The organism is Nonomuraea sp. NPDC049419 (genome assembly GCF_040676995.1).
Taxonomy (GTDB): domain Bacteria; phylum Actinomycetota; class Actinomycetes; order Streptosporangiales; family Streptosporangiaceae; genus Nonomuraea; species Nonomuraea salmonea.
In genome coordinates, this window is sequence record NZ_JBFAQB010000025.1 from 82236 (window position 1) to 102577 (window position 20342).

The 20342-nt window shown below is 72.3% G+C and carries 16 protein-coding genes; 10 read left to right on the top strand and 6 right to left on the bottom strand.

The genetic code is table 11. The features are described 5' to 3' along the window. Positions 1–257: 257 nt before the first annotated feature. From AB0K12_RS42725 to AB0K12_RS42735, 3 genes are read left to right on the top strand one after another with little or no spacing between them, the layout of a single operon-like run. Positions 258–722 carry a (2Fe-2S)-binding protein gene (locus tag AB0K12_RS42725; RefSeq protein WP_364574113.1) on the top strand — a complete coding sequence of 155 codons (465 nt, stop codon included), beginning with the start codon at positions 258–260 and terminating at the stop codon, positions 720–722. Beyond that, positions 719–1702 carry a xanthine dehydrogenase family protein subunit M gene (locus AB0K12_RS42730; protein WP_364574025.1) on the top strand — a complete coding sequence of 328 codons (984 nt, stop codon included), beginning with the start codon at positions 719–721 and terminating at the stop codon, positions 1700–1702. The genes AB0K12_RS42725 and AB0K12_RS42730 overlap by 4 nt, the downstream gene beginning before the upstream one ends. Further along, positions 1699–3873 carry a xanthine dehydrogenase family protein molybdopterin-binding subunit gene (locus AB0K12_RS42735; RefSeq protein ID WP_364574027.1) on the top strand — a complete coding sequence of 725 codons (2175 nt, stop codon included), beginning with the start codon at positions 1699–1701 and terminating at the stop codon, positions 3871–3873. Before AB0K12_RS42730 ends, AB0K12_RS42735 begins: the two co-directional genes overlap by 4 nt. On the opposite strand, the gene AB0K12_RS42740 is transcribed toward AB0K12_RS42735, so the two are convergent. The 5 genes from AB0K12_RS42740 to AB0K12_RS42760 all read right to left on the bottom strand — a co-directional run bounded on the left by AB0K12_RS42740 (position 3855) and on the right by AB0K12_RS42760 (position 7356). After that, positions 3855–4553, bottom strand: a complete 699-nt coding sequence (locus AB0K12_RS42740) for a TetR/AcrR family transcriptional regulator (protein ID WP_364574029.1) — start codon at positions 4551–4553, stop codon at positions 3855–3857. The genes AB0K12_RS42735 and AB0K12_RS42740 overlap by 19 nt on opposite strands. 26 nt (positions 4554–4579) lie before the next feature. After that, the gene (locus AB0K12_RS42745) at positions 4580–5416 is read right to left on the bottom strand and encodes an alpha/beta fold hydrolase (RefSeq protein ID WP_364574031.1); all 837 of its coding nucleotides are present in this window, start codon (positions 5414–5416) and stop codon (positions 4580–4582) included. A gap of 127 nt (positions 5417–5543) precedes the next feature. Next, on the bottom strand, positions 5544–5735 hold the full coding sequence (locus AB0K12_RS42750) for a hypothetical protein (RefSeq protein ID WP_364574033.1): 192 nt from the start codon (positions 5733–5735) through the stop codon (positions 5544–5546). Positions 5736–5833: 98 nt separating this feature from the next. Continuing rightward, entirely contained in the window at positions 5834–6343 is a 510-nt protein-coding gene (locus AB0K12_RS42755; RefSeq protein ID WP_364574035.1) for a hypothetical protein, read from the bottom strand. Positions 6344–6348: 5 nt separating this feature from the next. Further along, positions 6349–7356, bottom strand: coding sequence for a LacI family DNA-binding transcriptional regulator (locus tag AB0K12_RS42760; RefSeq protein WP_364574037.1), 1008 nt, complete (start codon positions 7354–7356; stop codon positions 6349–6351). Positions 7357–7510: 154 nt separating this feature from the next. Between AB0K12_RS42760 and AB0K12_RS42765 the strand changes: the two genes are divergently transcribed. The 5 genes from AB0K12_RS42765 to AB0K12_RS42785 are packed head-to-tail and all read left to right on the top strand — an operon-like array spanning position 7511 to position 13103. Next, the gene (locus AB0K12_RS42765; protein WP_364574039.1) at positions 7511–8839 is read left to right on the top strand and encodes an extracellular solute-binding protein; all 1329 of its coding nucleotides are present in this window, start codon (positions 7511–7513) and stop codon (positions 8837–8839) included. A 4-nt stretch (positions 8840–8843) separates the two neighbouring features. After that, positions 8844–9731 carry a sugar ABC transporter permease gene (locus tag AB0K12_RS42770; RefSeq protein ID WP_364574041.1) on the top strand — a complete coding sequence of 296 codons (888 nt, stop codon included), beginning with the start codon at positions 8844–8846 and terminating at the stop codon, positions 9729–9731. Further along, positions 9731–10576, top strand: a complete 846-nt coding sequence (locus AB0K12_RS42775; RefSeq protein WP_364574043.1) for a carbohydrate ABC transporter permease — start codon at positions 9731–9733, stop codon at positions 10574–10576. The genes AB0K12_RS42770 and AB0K12_RS42775 overlap by 1 nt, the downstream gene beginning before the upstream one ends. Before the next feature lie 29 nt (positions 10577–10605). Next, complete coding sequence (locus AB0K12_RS42780; RefSeq protein WP_364574045.1) at positions 10606–12015, top strand: cellulase family glycosylhydrolase; 1410 nt, start codon at positions 10606–10608, stop codon at positions 12013–12015. Continuing rightward, entirely contained in the window at positions 12012–13103 is a 1092-nt protein-coding gene (locus tag AB0K12_RS42785; RefSeq protein ID WP_364574047.1) for a mandelate racemase/muconate lactonizing enzyme family protein, read from the top strand. The genes AB0K12_RS42780 and AB0K12_RS42785 overlap by 4 nt, the downstream gene beginning before the upstream one ends. A 22-nt stretch (positions 13104–13125) precedes the next feature. Here the strand turns inward: AB0K12_RS42785 and AB0K12_RS42790 are convergent, their stop codons facing one another. Further along, positions 13126–14529: a hypothetical protein gene (locus AB0K12_RS42790; RefSeq protein WP_364574049.1), complete on the bottom strand. Its 1404-nt coding sequence runs from the start codon at positions 14527–14529 to the stop codon at positions 13126–13128. A 163-nt stretch (positions 14530–14692) separates the two neighbouring features. Between AB0K12_RS42790 and AB0K12_RS42795 the strand changes: the two genes are divergently transcribed. Beyond that, positions 14693–17470, top strand: coding sequence for a BTAD domain-containing putative transcriptional regulator (locus tag AB0K12_RS42795; RefSeq protein ID WP_364574051.1), 2778 nt, complete (start codon positions 14693–14695; stop codon positions 17468–17470). A 50-nt stretch (positions 17471–17520) separates the two neighbouring features. Continuing rightward, positions 17521–20307: a BTAD domain-containing putative transcriptional regulator gene (locus tag AB0K12_RS42800; protein ID WP_364574053.1), complete on the top strand. Its 2787-nt coding sequence runs from the start codon at positions 17521–17523 to the stop codon at positions 20305–20307. The last annotated feature ends 35 nt before the right edge of the window (positions 20308–20342 follow it).

The following is a 20342-nucleotide window of genomic DNA, read 5'->3' on the forward strand; positions in this document are numbered from 1 at the left end:
AAGCATCGATAACGAAATAGCGTTTTCAGTGCTTACATGTCTGGGGAGGGAGCGCGATGAACGACCACGGCAGCAGATCCACCTTCGACCCGCACGAGCCACCGGAGAAACGTACGCAAGCCCTGCTCGACCCGTCCCTGCACACCCGCCGCACGGTGATCAAGGGCGCCGCCGTGACCGCGGCCGCCGCGGCGGTGGCGGGGAGCGGCATCGCGTTCCCCGCCCCGGCGCACGCCGCCGCCGCGCCCGGCACGACGATGGAGGTCGAGATGACCGTCAACGGCCGGGCGCGCACGGTCGTCCTGGAGCCGCGGGTGACGCTGCTGGACGCGTTACGCGAGCGGCTCGGCCTGACCGGCACCAAGAAGGGCTGCGACCGCGGCGAGTGCGGGGCCTGCACGGTGCTGGTGGACGGCGAGCGGGTCAAGTCGTGCCTGACGCTCGCGGTGATGCGGCAGGGGGCCGAGATCACCACGGTGGAGGGGCTGGCGCGAGGCGACGAGCTGCACCCGGTGCAGGAGGCGTTCATCAAGCACGACGCCTTCCAGTGCGGCGCCTGCACGCCCGGCCAGATCATGTCGGCGGTGGCCTGCATCAATGAGGGGCACGCGGGTTCCGAGGCGGAGATCCGCGAGTGGATGAGCGGGAACCTGTGCCGGTGCGCGGCCTACCAAAACATCGTGGCCGCCGTCGCCGACGCCGCGAAGGAGGTGCGGCGATGAGGGCCTTCGGCTACACCGTCGCCCGCGACCCGGCCGGCGCGGTGCGGGCCGCGACGAGCACCCCCAACGCGACGTACGTGGCGGGCGGCACGGACCTGCTCAACCTCATGCGCGACGGCGCCGAGGCCCACGACCACCTCATCGACGTCAACCGGCTGAACCTCGCCTCCGTCACCGCCCGCTCCGGCGCGCTGCGCATCGGAGCGGCGGCCAGGATGCGGCAGGTCGCCGAGCACGCCGGGGTGCGCGAAGAGTTCCCCGTGCTGTCGGAGGCGCTGCTGGCCTCGGCGTCCCCGCAGGTGCGCAACATGGCCTCGATCGGCGGGAACCTGTTGCAGCGCACCAGGTGCGGATACTTCCGCGACGCCGGCTCGGCCTGCAACAAGCGGGTGCCCGGCAGCGGCTGCCCCGCCATCACCGGCCAGAACAGGTCGCACGCCGTCCTCGGGGGCAGCGACCACTGCATCGCCACCCACCCCTCCGACCTGGCGGTGGCGCTGACCGCGCTGGAGGCGACCGTGCACCTGCTCGGCCCCGGCGGCGAGCGCGCGGTCCCCATCGCCGACTTCTACCTCCTGCCCGGGTCCACCCCTGACCAGGAGACGGCGATGCGTCCCGGCGAGCTGATCACCCGGGTCGACGTGCCCCGCACGGACCTGGCCGGGCGGTCGCGCTACCTGAAGCTGCGCGACCGGGCCACGTTCGAGTTCGCGGTGGTGTCGGTGGCCGCCGCGCTGCGGACGAGGGGCGGCGTGGTGCGGGACGTACGGCTGGCGTTCGGCGGCGTGGGCACCCGCCCGTGGCGGGACACCCGGGTCGAGGCGGCGTTGCGGGGCCGCCCGCTCACCCCGCAGGCGATCCAGGAGGCGGGCCGGCTCCTGGTCGCGGACGCGAAGCCGTACGAGGGGAACGCGTTCAAGGTCGAGCTCGTCCAGCGGGCGCTGGTGAGCATCCTCGGTGAGCTGGGAGGGCTGCGATGAGCGGGCTGGTGGGCAAGGGCGTGGCGCGGGTGGACGGCCGGGCGAAGGTCACCGGCGCCGCCCGTTACGCCGCGGACCAGGAGGTGCCCGGTGTGCTGCACGGCGCGCTGGTGATGAGCACGATCGCGCGTGGCGAGGTGCTGGAGATCGACGGCCGGGCGGCGCTGGCGCATCCGGGCGTCGTCGCGGTCTACACGCACGCGGACCTGCGGCGGCTCAATCTGCCGAATTTTCCGTACAACCGGCGGTTCATCCCCATGCAGGACACGCGGGTGCACCAGCAGGGGCAGCCGGTCGCGTACGTCGTGGCCGAGACCCTGGAGCAGGCCCAGGAGGGGGCCGCGCTGGTGAAGGTGCGCTACCGGGCCGAGGAGCCGGTCGTGCGGATGGCGGACGTGCTCGGCGAGGCGTTCCTGCCCGAGCGGTTCCGCGGCCGGCCCAACGAGATCGCCCGGGGTGACGCCGCCGCCGCGTTCGAGCAGGCCGCGGTACGCGTCGACCGGACATACAGCAGCCCGATGCAGCACCACAACCCGATCGAGCCGCACACCACCACCGCCGTCTGGGAGAACGGCACCCTGACCCTCTACGAGAGCACCCAGGGCGTGGTGTTCGCGCGGGACGCCGTGGCGACCGCGTTCGGGTTCGACCAGCCGGCCGAGAAGGTCAGGGTCGTCTCGCCCTACCTGGGCGGCGGGTTCGGCGCCAAGGGCCCCACGTACCCGCACACCCTGCTCACCGCGGCGGTGGCGGAGCTCTGCGGCCGGCCCGTGCGGCTGGTGCTGTCGCGCGCGCAGATGTACACCTCCAACGGCCACCGCGCCGAGCACCGCCACCACCTGCGGCTCGGCGCCGACCGGCAGGGCCGGCTGACCGCCATCGAGAGCACCTCGACGGCCCAGGTGACCCGCGTGGACGAGGCCATCTACAACGGCAGCGAGTCGGCGGTGCGCCTGTACGCCTGCCCGAACGTGCACGTACGCCAGCTCGGCGTCCGCCTCGACCTGCCCACGTCGAGCTACATGCGCTCGCCCGAGACGACCGCGCACTTCGGCCTTGAGACCGCCATGGACGAGCTGAGCTACGAGCTCGGCATCGACCCCGTCGAGCTGCGCATACGCAACCACACCGACGTCGACCAGCAGGCCGACCCGCCCACGCCCTATCCGGGCAAGCGGCTGCTGGAGTGCTACCGGGTCGCGGCCGAGGCGTTCGGCTGGTCCCGGCGCCGGCCCAAGCCGGGCACCACCAGGGACGGCGACGAGTACGTCGGCTGGGGCATGGCCACCGAGACCCACACCCACGCCGCCATCCCGTCCCAGGCCAGGCTCACCGTGGGCCCCGACGGGCGGGCGACCCTGCGGACCGCTACCCAGGAGATCGGCACCGGCACCTACACCGTGCTCACCCAGATCGCCGCTGAGGGGCTCGGCCTGCCACTCGGGCACGTCACGACGCTGCTCGGCGACACCGCGTACCCCGCCGCCTCCCTGTCCGCCGGGTCGGCCACGATGCCCAGCGTGGCGGGCCCGGCGGCCGAGGCGGCGGCGCAGGCGCGGCGGGCCGTGATCGCGCTGGCCGTCGCCGACCCGCGCTCACCGCTGCACGGCGTGCCCGCTGGCGAGGTCGTGGCCGAGAACGGCCGCCTGTCCGCGCGCGGGCGCACGGACACCTACCGCGACGTCATGCGCCGCCACGGCCGGCCCGTCGAGGCCGCCGGGAGCAGGGGGAACACCGGCGGGCACGCGTTCGGCGCGGTGTTCATCGAGGTGCGCATCCACCCTCGGCTGGGGCGGCTGCGGGTGTCGCGGGTGGCGGCGGCGTACGACCTGGGCCGGGTGCTCAACCGCAGGACCGCGCGCGGGCAGGTCATCGGCGGGGTGACGTGGGGGATCGGGTTCGCGCTGATGGAGCACACGATGGTGGACCCGGACACCGCCCGGGTCGTCAACCCCAACCTGTCCACGTACCTCGTGCCCGTCTGCGCGGACGTGCCGTCGGTTGAGGCGCTCTTCGTGGAGCCCGAGGAGCCGAACGCCGAGCTGACCGGGATCCGGGGCTTCGGCGAGACGCCGGGGACGGGGGTGCCCGCGGCCATCGGCAACGCCATCTACCACGCCATCGGCCGGCGGCTCAGGGACGTGCCCTTCACTCAGGACAAGCTGCTCTGAGCGGCCCTGTCGAGCAGCTCGTCCAGCAGGGCGCGCTCGCCCGGCGTGTAAAGACCCGGCACGTCGTCGAGGACGGCCATCAACCCCACGGCCCGCTGAGCCACGCTCGGCGGGCCGGTCGGCGTCTCCGTGGTGATCGCCGCCAGCACCGCCTCGCGCAGGCGGCCGGGCAAGGCCGGGTCGCGCTGCTCCTGCGGGGTGCGGATGAGGTTGAGCGTGCAGCCGACGCTGGCCGCGTGCATCATGTCCATCGCCGTGCGCACGCCGACGGTGAGCCGGCCGGCGGCGGCGATGCGCTCGACCAGCAGGCGCAGCTTCTCCATCGACTGCTCGGTGCTGCGCCGGTGGGCGTCGGGGGTCTGGCGGCCGAACATGAGCATGTACTGCTCGGGGTTCTCCAGGCCGAAGCCGACGTGGTTGTCCCAGCCGCGGCGCAGGTCGTCCACGGGGTCGCCGGAGGGCTTCTGCCTGTCCTTGCTCGCGAGGTAGCGGGCGAACCCGTCGGCGGCGACCGCTTCGAGCAGCCCGTTCATGTCGGTGAACAGGCGGTAGAGCGTGGGCGCCTGCACACCGGCCGCCGCGCTGACCGTACGCGTGGTCACCCCTTCGCGGCCCTTGTCGCGCAGCAACTGGGTGGTGGCGTCGATGATGCGCTGGCGAACCTCTTCCCGATCAGCCATGTATCAACGATAACAGAATTCCGCTATCAACCGTTTTGCACGATCACCTCGGCCAGCCGGCCGGGCATGGACAGGAACGGCGAGTGGGAGGCGTCGAGCGAGACGACGGACGTGGGGTTGCCGGGGAACGCCGCGTCCGCCTCGGCGACGAACCTCCTCTGCACGGCCGGCTGGATCGCCTGGTCGTTGGCGCAGAGGACGTACGTGCGCGGCACCGACCCCCAGCCCGCCGGGGTCAGCGTGGTGGTGCCCAGCATGATGCCGAGCGGCCCGTCCGGGGTCAGCAGCCCGGTGGCGGCGTCGGCGAGCGCCGGATCCACGTCACCGTAGAACGCCTCCCGCAGCCCCCGCCGGTAGGCCGGGTCATCGGCGGCGACGTCCAGCCGCAGCGCGCCGATCTCGGCCGGATCCCCCAGCAGCAGGGGCGCGACCTGATCGCCCGCGGCCTCCGGAATCCGCGTGTAGGCAGCCGCCGGCGTGCCCGACGCCGGCATGTACGCCGTGAGATACAGGGCATGCGCCACCAGTTCGGGCGCCTGCTCGGCCACCCGCGTCAGCACCGGCCCCGCCGCGCTGTGGGCGACCACCGTGACCGGCTCACCCCGGCCGATCCGCTTGACCTGCTCCGTCAGCAACGCGGCCGCGCCGTCCAGGCTCACGTCCGCGACGGGCGACACCTCGGCGGCGATCGCCGCGCGATCGCAGGGCCGCTCGGTGAGCCACCGGGGACGGCGCGCGTAGAGCCCGTGCCCCGCCATGTCCACGGCGACGGCCGTCCGCCCCGCGGCGACCAGGTGGGGGATGACCTCGCTCCAGCACCAGGAGCCGTGCCAGAAACCGTGCACCAATACCAGCGTGGACATGAACGCTCCCTGGGGTACGCCCGCTTCGGGACTGATGGGCCTCGAACCGGCGCCCTTGCCGGCGTTCGTGCTCCATTCTGCCCGCCCCACCCGGGATCCGGCCGCCCCGAGCCTGGGTGCGTTCCTCCTAGTCTGCCGAGCGCAGCAGCATGGCCTCCACCTCGACGCCGGCGTCGGCCGTGCACACGTATGTGGGCCGGCCCGTCGCCGGCTCCACGAAGTACAGGGTCGCCCGCTTGCCGCACCGCGAGCACCGGGCATCGGGCCCGCCACCGAGCTCGGCCAGCCCGACCTTGATCTCTGGGATCACGAAAGCCATGCGGGAAGCGTAGATCGGCAAGATCAGACCGTCCGTGGCGACAACCCGCCTTGCGAAATCATGCCCGTACGTTGTTCGACCCGGGAGACGCCGGGCGCTTACGAGCGGTGGTGGCGGAGCGTCACGTTCGCCTGCCTGGAGACTTCCTCGTTCGGGTCCTGCAGCAGGAGTTCCAGGATCTCCCGTGGGGTGGTGGGCCAGGTGGCGAGCCACCAGCGCACGTTCAGCGACCGGTCCTCGGCGAGCAGCCGGAGGTCCTCATCGTCCAGATCCACGAACTTCAGCAGGGTCGCGCGGACGCGGGCCGAGCGGTCGCGGGTGAGGGTGTGGCGCTGCTCGGGAGTGGTGCGGGGGTTCTGGGCGACACCGGCGCGGACGAGGGCGCTCTGCGAGGTCAGCAGGCGGGCGAGGACGTCGGGGAACGGAGTGTGGGCCGCCAGCGACTCGCGGACCTCTTCCGAGGGGTCGAGGAGCAGGTGTTCGGTGGTGTCGCGGTCGAGGGTCTCTTCCTCGGCCAGCAGGCGGCGGAGGGTGGCCTGTGCGGCGAGGACGCGGTGCCGCACCAGCTTGGCGTGCGCGAGGCTTCGGAGATCGTCCTGAGGCGGCATGGTCCCTACTTCGGCGGGGCGCAGGAGGAACGGGGGACGAGGCGGGTGGGGAGGCGGACGTGGCGTTGGGCGGGGTCGCGGCCGGCCAGCAGGTCGAGGAGCATCTCCACGGCTATCAGGCCCATCTGCTGGATCGGCTGCTCGACCGTCGTCAGGGGCGGGTCGCTCATCATGCTCTCGGGGACGTTGTCGAAGCCTATGACCGAGAGGTCCTCCGGGACGCGCAGGCCCATCGACGTGGCCACCTCGATCGTGGAGATGGCTGAGACGTCGTTCGCGGCGAAGATCGCGGTGGGCGGGTCGGGGAGGGTGAGCAGCTCCCGGACGGTGTTGCGGGCGTCGGTCTCGTCGTAGCCGGCCACCCGGATGAGGGCGGGGTCAAGCGGGAGGCCGGCGTCGGCCAGGGCGGAGCGGTAGCCCTCCTCGCGTAGCGGGCCCGACTCCAGGTCGCGGGGCGGCCGGCCGAGAAAGCCGATGCGCCGGTGGCCGAGGGCGATGAGGTGTTCGGTGGCCAGGCGGCCGCCCTGGAGGTTGTCGGCGTCGACCGTCGGGACGGTCTCGCGCCCGCTGTGCGGATCGACGGCCACGACGGGGGTGCCGCCGTCGACGTCGAGCACCGTGGGCGTGACGAGCACCGCGCCGTCGATGAGAGTGCCGGACAGGCGCGACAGGTAGCGCCGCTCCCAGCCGAGCCGGCCAGAGCCCTTGCCGCCGCCCGCGTAGACCACCAGCTCGTAGTCGGTGCCCCTGATCGCGCGGGCGGCGCCCTTGAGCAGCTCGGCGCTGAACGGCTCGATGTCCCAGACGAGGACGCCGATGACGTTGGTGCGCTGGTTGCGCAGGCTGCGGGCCACGAGGCTGGACTCGTAGCCCAGCTCGGCGATCACCTCGCGCACCCGGTCGACGGTGGCCGCCGCCACGCCGTAGCGGTCGTTGAGCACCTTCGACACCGTCGCCACCGACACCCCGGCATGCTCGGCGACGTCGCGGATCGTCACGCGGCCACTGTTCACGGCGCCGATCCTAGCGCATGTAAAACGTTATCGATAACGATTGACATCGGCGTGAGCGGACTTGCACCATGTCGGACTAACCGCAGCAAGACCGGCTGTGTGCGGTGTCATGCCGGAGCCCTGTCTCCGGCGGGTGCGCAGGAAGGTGAAGGACATGAAGACAGCGGTCGGATCCCCCAGACCACTGCTCGCGATCGGGCTCGCCGTGCTGATGGCGGGCGTCGCCGCCTGCGGGACCTCCGGTCCCCGGCAGGCCGGGAGCACCTCGGCGGACGCGGGAGGCCCTTCCGCGTGGATCATCAGCGGCGTCACCGCCAAGGCCTTCCAGAACTCCTTCGACTCCTGGAACGCGGCCCACGAAGGGCAGAAGTTCGCCATCCAGGAGTTCGCCAACGACCCCTACAAGCAGAAGATCCGCACCGCCGTAGGCGCGAAGCAGGCCCCCACGCTGATCTACGGCTGGGGCGGCGGCGTGCTCAAGTCGTACGTGGCCGCCGGCGCCGTCGAGGACCTGAGCGACCTCGCGGCGGACCCCGCGGTCAAGGACCGGTTCCTGCCCTCGATCGCCGCGGTCGGCAAGGTGGACGGCAAGACGTACGCGGTGCCGAACAACGGCGTGAAACCGGTGGTCGTCTACTACAACAAGGACCTGTTCGCCAAGATCGGCGCCCAGCCGCCCAAGACGTGGAACGAGCTGATGGCGCTGGTGCCGAAGTTCACGGGGGCGGGCATCGCGCCGTTCACCGTGAGCGGCCAGGCCAAGTGGCCGCTGCTGCCGTGGCTGGCGTACCTGATCGACCGCATCGGCGGCCCCCGCGTCATGGACGACATCACCGCGGGCAAGCCGAACGCCTGGTCGGACCCGGCGGTGACGGAGGCCAACAAGAAGATCCAGGAGCTGGTCAAGGCGGGCGGCTTCGTCAAGGGCTTTTCCTCGATCTCCACCGACAGCGGCGCCGACGTGGCCCTGCTCTACACCGGCAAGGCCGCGATGACGCTCGGCCTGCCCGCGACGTACCAGACGATCAAGACGGCGAACCCGCAGTTCGTCAAGGACGGCAAGCTCGGCTACGTGCCGTTCCCCGCGGTGGAGGGCGGCAAGGGCGACCCCGCGAACGTGGTGGGCAACCCGACCAACTTCTGGTCGATCTCGGCGGCGGCGACGCCGGAGCAGAAGCAGGCGGCCCGTAAGTACGTCAAGAGCGACCTGCTGAACGAGAAGTACGCCGCCGACCTGCTGGCCGTCGGCAACGTCCCGCCGGTGGAAGGAGCGGAGGACGCCATCGCCAAGTCGGACGACCCCGCGTACTACTCGATGATCTACGAGACGGCGAAGAATGCGCCGAACTTCCAGCTCAGCCTGGACCAGGCGCTCGCCCCCGAGGCGGGCGACAAGCTGCTGACCACGCTGCAGCAGGTCTTCCTCGAAGAGATCACCCCAGAGCAGTTCGCCACCACCATGAACGCCACGATCACCGGCTGAGGCGATGCACGTGTCCGCAACCCGAGCCCGCACCCGCAGCGGGCTGCTCACCCTGCCGGCGCTGGCGATGTTCGTGGTGTTCGCCGTGGTCCCCCTCGCGGGCGCGGTGGTCCTCAGCCTCACCCGGTGGGACGGCCTCGGCGAGATCTCGTGGGAGGGCCTCGGCAACTGGGCCGAGGTGCTGCACGACCCGGTGACCGGCAACGCGCTCCTGCTCACCCTGAAGATCATGGTGTTCTCGTGGGTGGTGCAGACGCCGATCAGCCTGCTGCTCGGCGTGTTCACCGCGGGGACTCAGCGCTATCGGGCGGTGCTCGCCGTGCTGTACTTCCTGCCGCTGCTGCTCTCGTCGGCCGCCGTGGCCATCGCGTTCAAGGCCGTGCTCGACCCGAACTTCGGCCTCGGCGGGGTGCCGGGCCTCGGCTTCCTCAGCCTCGACTGGCTCGGCGACCCCGACCTCGTGCTGTACGTCGTGATCTTCGTGATCGCGTGGCAGTTCGTGCCCTTCCACACCCTGCTCTACCAGGCCGCCGTCCGGCAGATCCCGGCCTCCCTGTACGAGGCCGCCGACATCGACGGCGCCGGCCGGGTCAAGCAGTTCCGCTACGTCACCCTGCCGCAGCTCCGCAACACCGTCGTCACGTCGTCCACGCTCATGGTGACCGGCTCGCTGACGTACTTCGACGTGGTGTTCGTGCTCACCGGCGGAGGTCCGGGCAACGCGACGCGGCTGCTCCCGCTCGACATGTACCTCACCGGCTTCTCGGCCAACGACATGGGCAAGGCCAGCGTGCTCGCCGTGATCCTGGTCGTGACCGGGCTGGCGCTGGCCTTCTCGTTGACCAAGTACACCGGCTTCGCCCGCATGCGCAGCGAACAGGAAGGGCTCTGATGGCCACCACCCTGACCAGGACCAAGGTACGGCGGCTGCCCAACGTCGGCGCCGGCATCGGCGGCCTCGTCTGGCTGGCCGTCATCATCGTGCCCATCTACTACGTGGTGATCTCCAGCCTGCGCAGCCAGACCGGCTTCTTCGCCGGCAACCCGCTGGCCCTGCCGGACAGCGTCTCGCTCGACAACTACGCGCTGGTGCTGGAGAGCGGGTTCGGCCGCTACTTCCTCAACAGCGTGATCATCACGGTGGTCTCGGTCGTGGTGACGGTCGCGTTCTCGCTGATGGCGGCGTACGGGGTGGTGCGCGGGGAGGGCAGGCTCGCGCGTACGGGCTTCTCGGTCTTCCTGCTGGGCCTGGCGATCCCCGTGCACGCCACGATCATCCCGCTCTACTACATGATCACCCGCCTGCACCTGTACGACAGCCTGCTCGCGCTGATCCTGCCGTCCATCGGCTTCGCGATCCCGATCACGGTGCTGATCCTGGCGAACTTCGTCCGCGACATCCCCAGGGAGCTGTTCGAGTCGATGCGGATGGACGGGGCGGGCGACTGGGTCATGCTGTGGCGGCTGGTGCTGCCGCTGGCCCGTCCCGCCCTGGTCACGGTCGGCATCTACGACGCGCTGCACGTCTGGAACGGCTTCCTGTTCCCCCTCATCCTCACCCAGAGCCCCGACCTGCGCGTGCTGCCGATGGCGCTGTGGGCGTTCCAGGGCGAGTTCACCGTGGACGTCCCCGCGGTGCTGGCCGCCGTGGTGCTGTCCACCCTGCCCATGCTCGTCGCGTACGTGCTGGGCCGCCGCCACCTCGTACGCGGCCTCACGGCCGGCTTCGGCAAATGACCCTCAACCCAAGGAGAGTTCGCTTCACCATGCACTTCACCGGGCACGACGAGTCCGCAAGGCTGCACATCGACGGCGACCGACTGGTGACCGCGTCCGGCGAGACGGTTCGCCTGCGCGGCGTCGGGCTCGGCGGCTGGATGAACATGGAGAACTTCATCACCGGCTACCCCTCGACCGAGGAGCTGCAGCGCGCCGCGCTGCGCCGGGTGCTCGGGCAGGACGTCTACGACGCCTTCTTCGAGCGCTTCCTTGAGGTGTTCTTCACCGACGACGACGCGCGCTTCCTCGCCGATCTCGGCATGAACAGCGTCCGGGTGCCGTTCAACTACCGGCACTTCGAGGACGACGACCGGCCGATGCGGCTCAAGGAGGACGGTTTCCTGCTGCTCGACCGGGTGATCGAGACGTGCGCGCGGCATGGCCTCTACACCGTGCTCGACCTGCACGCCGCGCCCGGGTACCACAACCAGCGCTGGCACAGCGACAACCCCACGCACCGGTCGCTGTTCTGGACGCACCGACACTTCCAGGACCGGGTCGTGCACCTGTGGGAGGCGCTGGCCGACCGGTACAAGGACAACCCGTGGGTGGCGGGCTACAACCCGCTCAACGAGCCGGCCGACCCGTCGGGCGAGCGCATCGGGCCGTTCTACGAGCGGCTGCACGCCGCGATCAGGGCCGTCGATCCGTCGCACGTCCTCTTCCTGGACGGCAACCGGCACGCCACCGACTTCGAGCTGTTCGCCGACCCGCTGCCCGGCACGGTCTACACCGTGCACGACTACGCGCTGGCCGGCTTCGCCGACAGCGGCGACTACCCGGGCCTCTCGCGGGGGCGGCACGTCGATCGCGACTACCTGGAGGCCAGGTTCCTGGAGCGGGCGGAGTACATGCGGCGTACCGGCACGCCGATCTGGGTGGGGGAGTTCGGGCCGGTCTACAGCACGCCGTACGGGGGCGACCCGGCGCTCGACGGCGCCCGGTACCGCGTGCTGGCCGACCAGCTCGACATCTACGACGCGTACGGGGCCGGCTGGAGCCTGTGGACGTACAAGGACATCGGGCTGCAGGGAGTCGTGCACGCCGCCGCGGACTCGCCGTACCTGCGCAGGATCGCGCCCGTCCTGGAGAAGAAGGCCCGGCTGGGCGTGGACGTGTGGGGCGGCGTGGACACGGGCGTCCGGCACCTGCTGGAGCCGATCGAGCGGACCGTGGCCGAGGAGTTCCCGAGCTTCGACCCGCCGCCGTTCGGCCAGCGGCAGTGGATCCACGTGCTGGTGCGGCACATCCTGCTCGCCGAACCCATGGTGGACGAGTTCGCCGCGCTCTTCGCCGGCATCGACGCAGAACAGGCCAGGGAGCTGGCGGACTCGTTCCGGTTCGACCGCTGCGCCGTACGGGCGCCCCTCGCCGAGACGCTGAGGAAGCACCTGTGAAGATCACCGAGATCGAGACCCTGACCCGGGGCAAGCTCGCCGTCGTCCTGGTCCGCACCGACGACGGCCTGGAGGGCATCGGGCAGACCGCGCCGTACGAGGCGGCCACCACGGTCAGCGTGCTGCACTCGATGGTCGCGCCGATGTTCGTCGGCCGTGACCCGTGGGACGCCGAGGCGCTGGTCGACGCCTGCCTGCGGACGCACTACAAGTTCCCGAGCAGCTTCCTGCACCGCGCGCTCGCCGGGGTGGAGACGGCGCTCTGGGACATCATGGGCAAGGCGGCGGGCCGGCCGGTGTGCCAGCTGCTCGGCGGGCACGCGCGCACGTCCGTCCCCATGTACGCCTCCAGCATGTCCCGCGCCATCACGCCCGAGGACGAGGCGGAGCGGCTCGGCCGGCTCATCGGCGAGCAGGGGTTCAGGGCGGTCAAGATCCGGGTGGGGGAGGCGATGGGGCGCGACGGCGACGCGGCGCCTGGGCGTACCGAGCGGATCATCACGCACCTGCGCGACGCGCTCGGCCCCGACGTCGACCTGTCGGCGGACGCCAACGGCGGGTACTCGGTGCCCAGGGCGATCAGGGTCGGCCGGATGCTGGAGGAGCACGGCTACTTCCACTTCGAGGAGCCCTGCCCGTTCACCGACCTCGAAGCGACCGCCCAGGTCACGGCGGCCCTCGACATCGCCGTCTCCGGCGGCGAGCAGGACTTCTCGCTGCCGCAGTTCGGCCGCATGATCGCGATGCGCGCGGTGGACATCGTGCAGCCCGACATCGGCTACATCGGCGGCATCTCACGCGCCCGCAAGGTCGCCGTGCTCGCCGAGGCGGCCGGGATCCCGTGCACCCCGCACTGCGCGAACGACTCCCTGCTGCGCGTCTTCACCCTCCACCTCGCCGCGGCGATGCCGGCCTGCGTACATCCGCAGGAGTGGAGCATCGAGACCACCCCGTGGACGCGGGACGTCTACGGGCCGCTGCCCGAGGTGCGCGACGGCGAAGTCCCGGTGCCGACCGAGCCCGGCTGGGGCGTCGAGCTGCTGCCGTCCTTCGCCCGCACCGCCGACCGGGCCCTGACCCGCCTCTGATCACCCATCAGCGTGAGAAGCCTCACCCGGTGGCGTACAGGCCGGCGATGAGCGCTCCGAGGTCGGCGCCGTAGTTCTCGTGGTAGACCTGCGCCGAGCAGTAGACCGGGCCGCCCTGGCGGGCGAGGTTCGGCGTCCAGACGGCGGCGTTCTCCACGCCCGGATCGCTCATCGTCATGCCGGTGAGGGTGATGTCGTCCACGCCGGCGTCCACGACGTAGTTGGTCACGGCCTTGCGCTCGTACAGACGCCATTGCAGCGTCGCGCTCGTCGCGCCGGCCAGCCGGGACGTGACGTCGACCGTCGCCCGCACCCACGTGCCCGCCGTGTCGGCCGTGACGTCACGCTCCCAGACCACCGTGCCGTTGAGCAGGAGCTGCTTGACGTGGTGGCCCGCCGGATCCTGCGGCCCGCGGGTGTCGCTGTGGTGGAAGGTGATCCGCTTGACCGTCCCCGAGGTCACGGTGGCCGTCCGCGTCGCGCCGCACCACATGCCGGCCGTGGTCGCGGTGTTCTGCTGGACCACGAAGCTCAGGCGCCCGGAGCCCGTGCGGGCCAGGTTGTCGGCCGCGGGGCGTGTCCACGCCAGGTCGCGGGAGTGGTACGGGAGCTTGTACTGCAGCACGCCGGCCAGTTCACCGCTGCGGACGTGCTCGACACCCTTCCTGGTGACCGCCTCGACGTAGGACACCGTGGGCTTCTGGGCGGCGTGGCTCAGGGGGTGGGCGTAGGGCATCAGGTAGATCTCGGTGCCGGGCAGCCGCTGGGCGAGCTGCCGCACCTGGTACGACAGGCTCCACGGCCAGGAGGTGTCGCGGTACGGCTCGTCGCGGAAGGGGAAGATCACCCCGTCCAGCAGCGGGATCTGCTCGGCGACGAACGCGTCGGTGAACTGGGGGTAGTAGACGGTCGGGACGAATGTGAGGTCGGGGCTGATCGCCTCGGCCGCCGCCCGCATCTGCCGGAGGTAGGCGGGGGTGAACGTGCGGAGGTCGTAGGCGTAGTCGTCCACCGTCCAGCCGGTCAGGTTCGGGTGGCTCGCGGCGAGCGTGGCGATCTCGCGCGACCAGGCGACGTAGTCGTGCCTGAACGGCCTCGACACGCAGCAGCCCGCCTGGCTCGGCGAGTACACCAGCACCCAGACGTCGATCCCCGCCGCGGCGGCCGCGGGCAGGAACTCGTCGCGCAGGTCGGTCCACTGCACGTCGTCACCAGCCATCGGATACACGTAGGTGTTCGCGTTGATCGCCTTGAGCCCGGCGATGATCGCCTCGGTGTCGGTGTGCCTGATCCCGTCGGCGCGTGGTTGCTCCTCGCGTATGAGGTTGCCCACCGTGCCCAGGACGCCGGGTGCGGCGGCGTGGGACACGCCGGGAAGCATTGACAGCAGCACGACGAGCACGGTCGCGAGCGCGAGACGGGTCACGGGGTTCCTTCGCCAGGTGATCAGGGGTGAGACCGGTGAGCGTAACGGCCGGCGGTATGCGTCCGGTATGCGGACGGTATTGGTGGATCGTCACAAGCCGCCAGCGGGCGAACCGGCACGGTGACTACAATTTGTGATCTTGGCCGACGACGGGAGCGTTCGCGTGAGCCTGGAGATCAAGTTCCTGGGTCCGCTGGAGGTCGAGGCGGGCGGCAGGGTGGTCACGATCAGCGGGGAGCGGCGGATCGGCGTGCTGGCCCGGCTCGCCCTCGACGCCGGGCAGGTCGTGCTCACCGAGACACTGCTGTGCGACGTGTGGGCGAGCAGCTCCGCCGCCACCGCCACCAAGCAGCTGCACATCGTGATCTCGAAGCTGCGCGACACGCTCGGCCCCGGCGCCATCGAGACCGTTCCTGGCGGCTACCGGCTCGCCGTCCCACGCGACCACGTGGACGTGCATGCCTTCGCCCACCTGTCCAGGCAGGCCCGCGCCGCCCGCGCGGACGGCGCCACGGCCACCGCGGAGGCGCTGTTCCGCGGCGCGCTGGAGCTATGGCGGGGGCCGGCGCTGGCCGAGGTGGACGCGCCCTGGGCGGGCATCGAGGCCGAGCGGCTGGAGACGGAGCGGCTCAGCGTCCTTGAGGACCACGCCGAGCTGCGGCTGGCCGCCGGCGACCAGCGGGCCCTGGCCGGCGAGCTCGCCGGGCTCGTCCGGGCGCACCCGCTGCGCGAACGTCTCGCCGGCCAGCTCATGCTCGCGCTCTATCGGGACGGCCGGGCGCCGGAGGCGCTGGAGGCGTACCGGCGCCTGCGCCGGGCCATGGTGGACGAGCTGGGGATCGAGCCGGGCGCCGAGCTCCGCCGGTTGCACCAGGCCGTCCTCGCCAAGGATCCCGCGCTCGACCTGCCCAGGACGCGGCGAATCGAGCGCGTCCCTCCGGCGGAGCTGCCCGCCGACGTCCAGGCGTTCACGGCGCGGACGGACGAGGCGGAGCGGCTGCGGGCCGACCTGCTGAGCGACGCCACGGTGACCGTGATCGACGGGCCGGGCGGCGTCGGGAAGTCGGCGCTCGCCGTCCACGTCGCGCACGGCGTCGCCGGCCGCTTCACCGACGGCGTCATTTACGTCAACCTGCACGGCTCCACCGCCAGGCTCGCCCCGCTCGCCCCCATCGAGGCGCTGCGCCACCTGCTGCGCTCACTCGGCCTCGACGGCGCCGCCATCCCCTCCGACACCGAGGAGGCCGCCGCCCGCTACCGCTCGCTCACCGCCGCGAGCGACCTGCTGGTCATCCTCGACAACGCCCGCAACGTCCGCCAGATACGCCCCCTCATCCCGGCCGGGCCCGGCTGCCGGGTGCTGATCACCAGCCGCGACCCGCTCGCCACCCTGAACAACGCCCGGCGCCTGCACCTCGGCGGGTTCGACGACGCCCAAGCGACCACCCTGCTCGCCCGGATCGCCGGATCAGGTCGCCTGGAGGCCGAGCCGCGGGCGGCGGAGGAGATCGTCCGCCTCTGCGGCGGTTACCCGCTCGCGCTGCGCATCGTGGGAGCGCGCCTGGCCGCACGTCCCGACCGTCCGCTCTCCCACCTCGCGGTCCGCCTCGCCGACGCCACCAGGCGGCTCGACCTGCTGGAGTACGCGGACCTCGCGGTACGCGCCGGCCTCGCGGTCAGCCATCAGCAGCTGCGCGAGGAGTCCGCCGGCCAGGACGCCGCGCACCTGCTCTGCCTGCTCGGGGCGGCGGACCTGCCCACGTACACCCCCGCCGCCACGGCCGCGCTGGCCGGCTGGCCGGAGCACCGCGCCGAGACCGCCCTGGAACACCTCCTCGACGCCCGCCTGCTCGAAGGCGCGGGGCCCGACCGCTACCAGCTCCACGACCTGGTCGGCCTGTACGCGCGCGAGCAGGACCTCCCCGGCGACGAACGCGCGAGCGCGACCCGCCGCGTGCTGCACCACTACCTGGCCACCGCGCAACGGGCCGCCGACCTGCTGAACGACCACGCGGAGGCCGGCATGTACGCCACCGACCAGGCAGGCGAGGAGCTGCCCACGCTGGAGGCCGCCAACGATTGGCTGGTCGCGGAGCGGGACGACCTCGTGGCCGCGGTACGCCAGGCGGCGCGGCTGGCCGACGGCTCGGCGGTCGGGCTCGCCCACCACCTGCTGTGGCTGTTCGACCGCAGGGGATGGTTCGCCGAGGCACTCGAAGTGGGCGCGGAGGTGCTGCGGCAGGCCAGGGAGCGGGCGGACTGGCAGGCTCAGGTCAACCTGCTGCAGGGGCTCGCCGGCATCCACCAGCAGGTCGGCGATGTCCATGAATCCGTGCGCTGCCTGGAGGACGCGCTGGCGTGCGTCGATCGGACGGGATCGCCGCGCAGGAAGGCCGGCCTCTACAACGACCTCGGCATCACCTACACCCAGATGGAGCGCTACGACGACGCGCTCACCGCGCTGCGCGGAGCCCTCGTCATCACCCAGGAGGAGGGGCGGACCCTGCACGAGGGGATGGTCCGCTCCAACCGGGCGCAGGTCTATCACCGGCAGGGGAGGAACGCCGAAGCCGAGGACGAGGCGCGGCTCGCCCTGGCGCTGACGGTGAAGGAGCAGGGCAACGCCGGCGCGGTGGGCACCGCGCACGACACGCTGGGCGACTGCGTGCGGGCGCGGGGCTCGCTCGAGGAAGCGGTCGGTGAGTACCGCGTGGCCATCGAGTGCCAGCGCGAGGCCGGCTACACCATGGGCCTCGCCGTGTCCCACTGGTGGCTCGGTCACAGCCTGCACGACCTGGGCCGGCACGAGGAGGCCAGGGAGTCGTGGCGGGCGTCGCTGGCGATCCTGCGCGAGGCCAGGCTGCTCACGCCCGAGGAGGAGGCCCGCTACCTCGCGCAGCCGGTCCCCGACCTGCCCGAGGCGATCAAGAACCAGCTCTGAAAACTCGGACATACCGGCGGCATACCGCGCTTGCGTAGGGTCCAGCCCTGATGACACTCGAGATCGGGCTGCTCGGGCCCTGGCAGATCACGATGGACGGACGGCCGCTGCGGGTGGCCGGCCGCCGCCGCGTCGCCGTGCTGACCCGCCTGGCCATGGAGGCCGGCCGGCCCGTCACCACGCGCCGGCTCGTCGCCGACGTGTGGGGCCAGACCTCCACGACCACGGCCGCCAAGCAGGTCAACATCGTGGTGTCGAAGCTGCGCGACACGCTCGGCCCCGACGCGATCGTGACCGTGCCCGGCGGCTACCTGCTCGACCTGCCTCGCGAGCACGTCGACGCGCACCACTTCACGCTGCTGGCCGGCCAGGCGCGCACGGCCCGCGACCGGGGCGAGCCCGAAACGGCGGACCGGTGGTTCCGCCAGGCGCTGGCCCTGTGGCGGGGGCCGGCCCTGGCCTGGCTGGACGAGCCGTGGGCGCAGGACGAGGCCAAGCGCCTGGAGGCGGAACGCCTCGCCCTCTTCGAGGACCATACCGAGCTGCGGCTGGCCGCGGGCGACCAGCTCGCGGTGATGGCCGACCTCGTGCCGCACGTCAAGGCGTACCCGCTGCGCGAGGGGCCGCGCGCGCAGCTCATGCTGGCGCTCTACCGGGCGGGACGGCCGGGCGAGGCGCTCGCGGTCTACCAGGAGGGGCACGCGGCCATGGTCGAGGAGCTCGGCCTGGAGCCGGGCGCCCCGCTGCGCCGGCTGCGGGACGCCATCCTCGCCAGAGATCCCGCGCTCGACCTGCCCGTGCCGGCCCGGCCGGGCACGATCGTCCCCGCCGAGCTGCCCGCCGACACCCGGTCCTTCACCGCCCGGCAGGAGGAGGTGACGTGGCTGAGCGAGGCGCTGGTGCACGCGAACGTCGCCGTCATCGACGGGCCGGGCGGCATGGGCAAGTCGGCGCTCGCCGTCCACGTGGCGCACACGATGGCCGGGCGGTTCCGCGACGGCGTCATCTACCTCAACATGAACGGCTCCACGCCCGGCCTGCCGCCCCTGCCCGTGGCCGACGGCCTGGGCCACGTGCTGCGGTCGCTCGGTCTCGACGGGTCCGCCGTGCCGTCCGACGTGGAGAAGGCGGTGGCCCGCTACCGGTCGCTCACCGCGGGCAGCGAGCTGCTCGTCATCCTGGACAACGCGCTCGACGCCCGCCAGGTGCGGCCGCTCATCCCGGCCGGGCCGCGCTGCCGTACCGTCATCACCAGCCGCACCGCACTCGGCAGGCTGGACGCGAAGGTCGGGGACGTCCGCCGGCTGCACCTGGCCGGGCTCGGCCATCGGGACGCCGTCACGCTGCTGTCCAGGATCGCCGGTCCCGAGCGCGTCGAGCGCGAGCCCGAAGCCGCCGCGGCCGTCGCCCGGCTCTGCGGCGGCCTGCCGCTGGCCGTGCGCATCGCCGGCGCCCGACTGGTGGCGCGACCCGACCGGCGGGTGGCCGACCTCGCCGACCGCCTGGCCGACGCCACCCGCCGCCTCGACACCCTGCAGTACGACGACCTCGCGGTACGCGCCGGCATCGCGGTCAGCCACCGGCAGCTCCACGAGGAGCAGGACGGCCACGACGCCGCGCACGTGCTGCCGCTGCTGGGCCTGCTCGACACGCCGACCCACACCCCGGCCGCCACGGCCGCCCTGGCCGGCTGGCCGGAGCCACGGGCGGAGGCGGCCCTCGAACACCTGCGCGGCGCCCGGCTCCTGGAGCCGGCGGGCCGCGACCGGTACCGCTTCCACGACCTCATCCGCCTGTACGCCAGGGAGCAGGCCGCCGAGCTGCCCGGGGTCGAGCGCGCGGCCGCGCTCGACCGCGGCTACCACCACTATCTGGCCACGCTCAACACCGCCTCCCTGCTCGTGCACCCCCAGCCCCTGGAGCCCTGCTACGCGGCCGAGCAGCCCGGCGTCCCGCTCGCCGACGCGCAGGAGGCCGGCAGGTGGACCGAGGCGGAGCGGGACAACCTCCTCGCCGTGACCCACCAGGCGACGGAGTCCGCGAGCCCGCACGTCGCCCTCGGGCTGGCGCTGGGGCTGCACCTGCCGTTCAACTACCGGGGCTGGGTCACGCACCTGGCCGACATTCACGCCGGCGCGGTCGAGCTGGCCGCGCGGTGCGGCGACCGGGCGGGTGAGGCGCAGGCGTCGGCGTACCTCGGCTGGGTGCACCGCGACCAGGGACGCGACGAGCAGGCCATCGCGTACCTGAAACGGGCGGCGGAGTGCTGGGACGAGGCCGGGCTGCCGCACCGGCGCACCGGGCCCATCAACAATCTGGGGATCATCCACACCAAGCTGGACCGGCTCGACCTCGCCCACGCCTACCTGTCGGAGGCGCTGTCCATCGCCGTGGCGGGGGGCGAGGAGTACCAGCGCGGGGCCATACTCAACAACCGCGCGCACGTGCTCTACCGGCAGGGCCGCTACGACGAGGCCGTCGCCGAGGCGAAGGAGGCGACCGCGGCGTGGGCCGGCAGCCTGTACGGCGAGGGCCTGTCCCGCGAGACCCTGGCCCGCGCGTACATGCACGCCGGCCGCCTGGAGGAGGCCGCAGAAACCTTCCAGGTGGCGCTGACGCTCCTGCACGAGGGCGGCTACCGCATCGGCTACGCCGTCGCCGCCTGGTGGTCCGCCCAGACCCTGCACGCCCTGGGCAGGACGGACCTGGCACGCAGGGACTGGCGCCGCTGCTTCACCGCGCTCCTGGAGGCCCGCCTGCTGACCCGCTCGGAGGTGGACGACCTGCTGGCGCAGCCCGTCCCCGGCATGCCCCAGCCGATCAGGCACATGCTGTAGAGGCGAGCCCCGCCGGCCGCGCGGCGGGGCTTCCC

What these genes read in the sequence shown, in the direction of transcription:
- AB0K12_RS42725 (WP_364574113.1), top strand. Translation starts at nt 258, where the DNA reads ATGGAGGTCGAGATGACCGTCAACGGCCGGGCGCGCACGGTCGTCCTG.
- AB0K12_RS42730 (WP_364574025.1), top strand. Translation starts at nt 719, where the DNA reads ATGAGGGCCTTCGGCTACACCGTCGCCCGCGACCCGGCCGGCGCGGTG.
- AB0K12_RS42735 (WP_364574027.1), top strand. Translation starts at nt 1,699, where the DNA reads ATGAGCGGGCTGGTGGGCAAGGGCGTGGCGCGGGTGGACGGCCGGGCG.
- AB0K12_RS42740 (WP_364574029.1), bottom strand. Translation starts at nt 4,553, where the DNA reads ATGGCTGATCGGGAAGAGGTTCGCCAGCGCATCATCGACGCCACCACC.
- AB0K12_RS42745 (WP_364574031.1), bottom strand. Translation starts at nt 5,416, where the DNA reads ATGTCCACGCTGGTATTGGTGCACGGTTTCTGGCACGGCTCCTGGTGC.
- AB0K12_RS42750 (WP_364574033.1), bottom strand. Translation starts at nt 5,735, where the DNA reads ATGGCTTTCGTGATCCCAGAGATCAAGGTCGGGCTGGCCGAGCTCGGT.
- AB0K12_RS42755 (WP_364574035.1), bottom strand. Translation starts at nt 6,343, where the DNA reads ATGCCGCCTCAGGACGATCTCCGAAGCCTCGCGCACGCCAAGCTGGTG.
- AB0K12_RS42765 (WP_364574039.1), top strand. Translation starts at nt 7,511, where the DNA reads ATGAAGACAGCGGTCGGATCCCCCAGACCACTGCTCGCGATCGGGCTC.
- AB0K12_RS42770 (WP_364574041.1), top strand. Translation starts at nt 8,844, where the DNA reads ATGCACGTGTCCGCAACCCGAGCCCGCACCCGCAGCGGGCTGCTCACC.
- AB0K12_RS42775 (WP_364574043.1), top strand. Translation starts at nt 9,731, where the DNA reads ATGGCCACCACCCTGACCAGGACCAAGGTACGGCGGCTGCCCAACGTC.
- AB0K12_RS42780 (WP_364574045.1), top strand. Translation starts at nt 10,606, where the DNA reads ATGCACTTCACCGGGCACGACGAGTCCGCAAGGCTGCACATCGACGGC.
- AB0K12_RS42800 (WP_364574053.1), top strand. Translation starts at nt 17,521, where the DNA reads ATGACACTCGAGATCGGGCTGCTCGGGCCCTGGCAGATCACGATGGAC.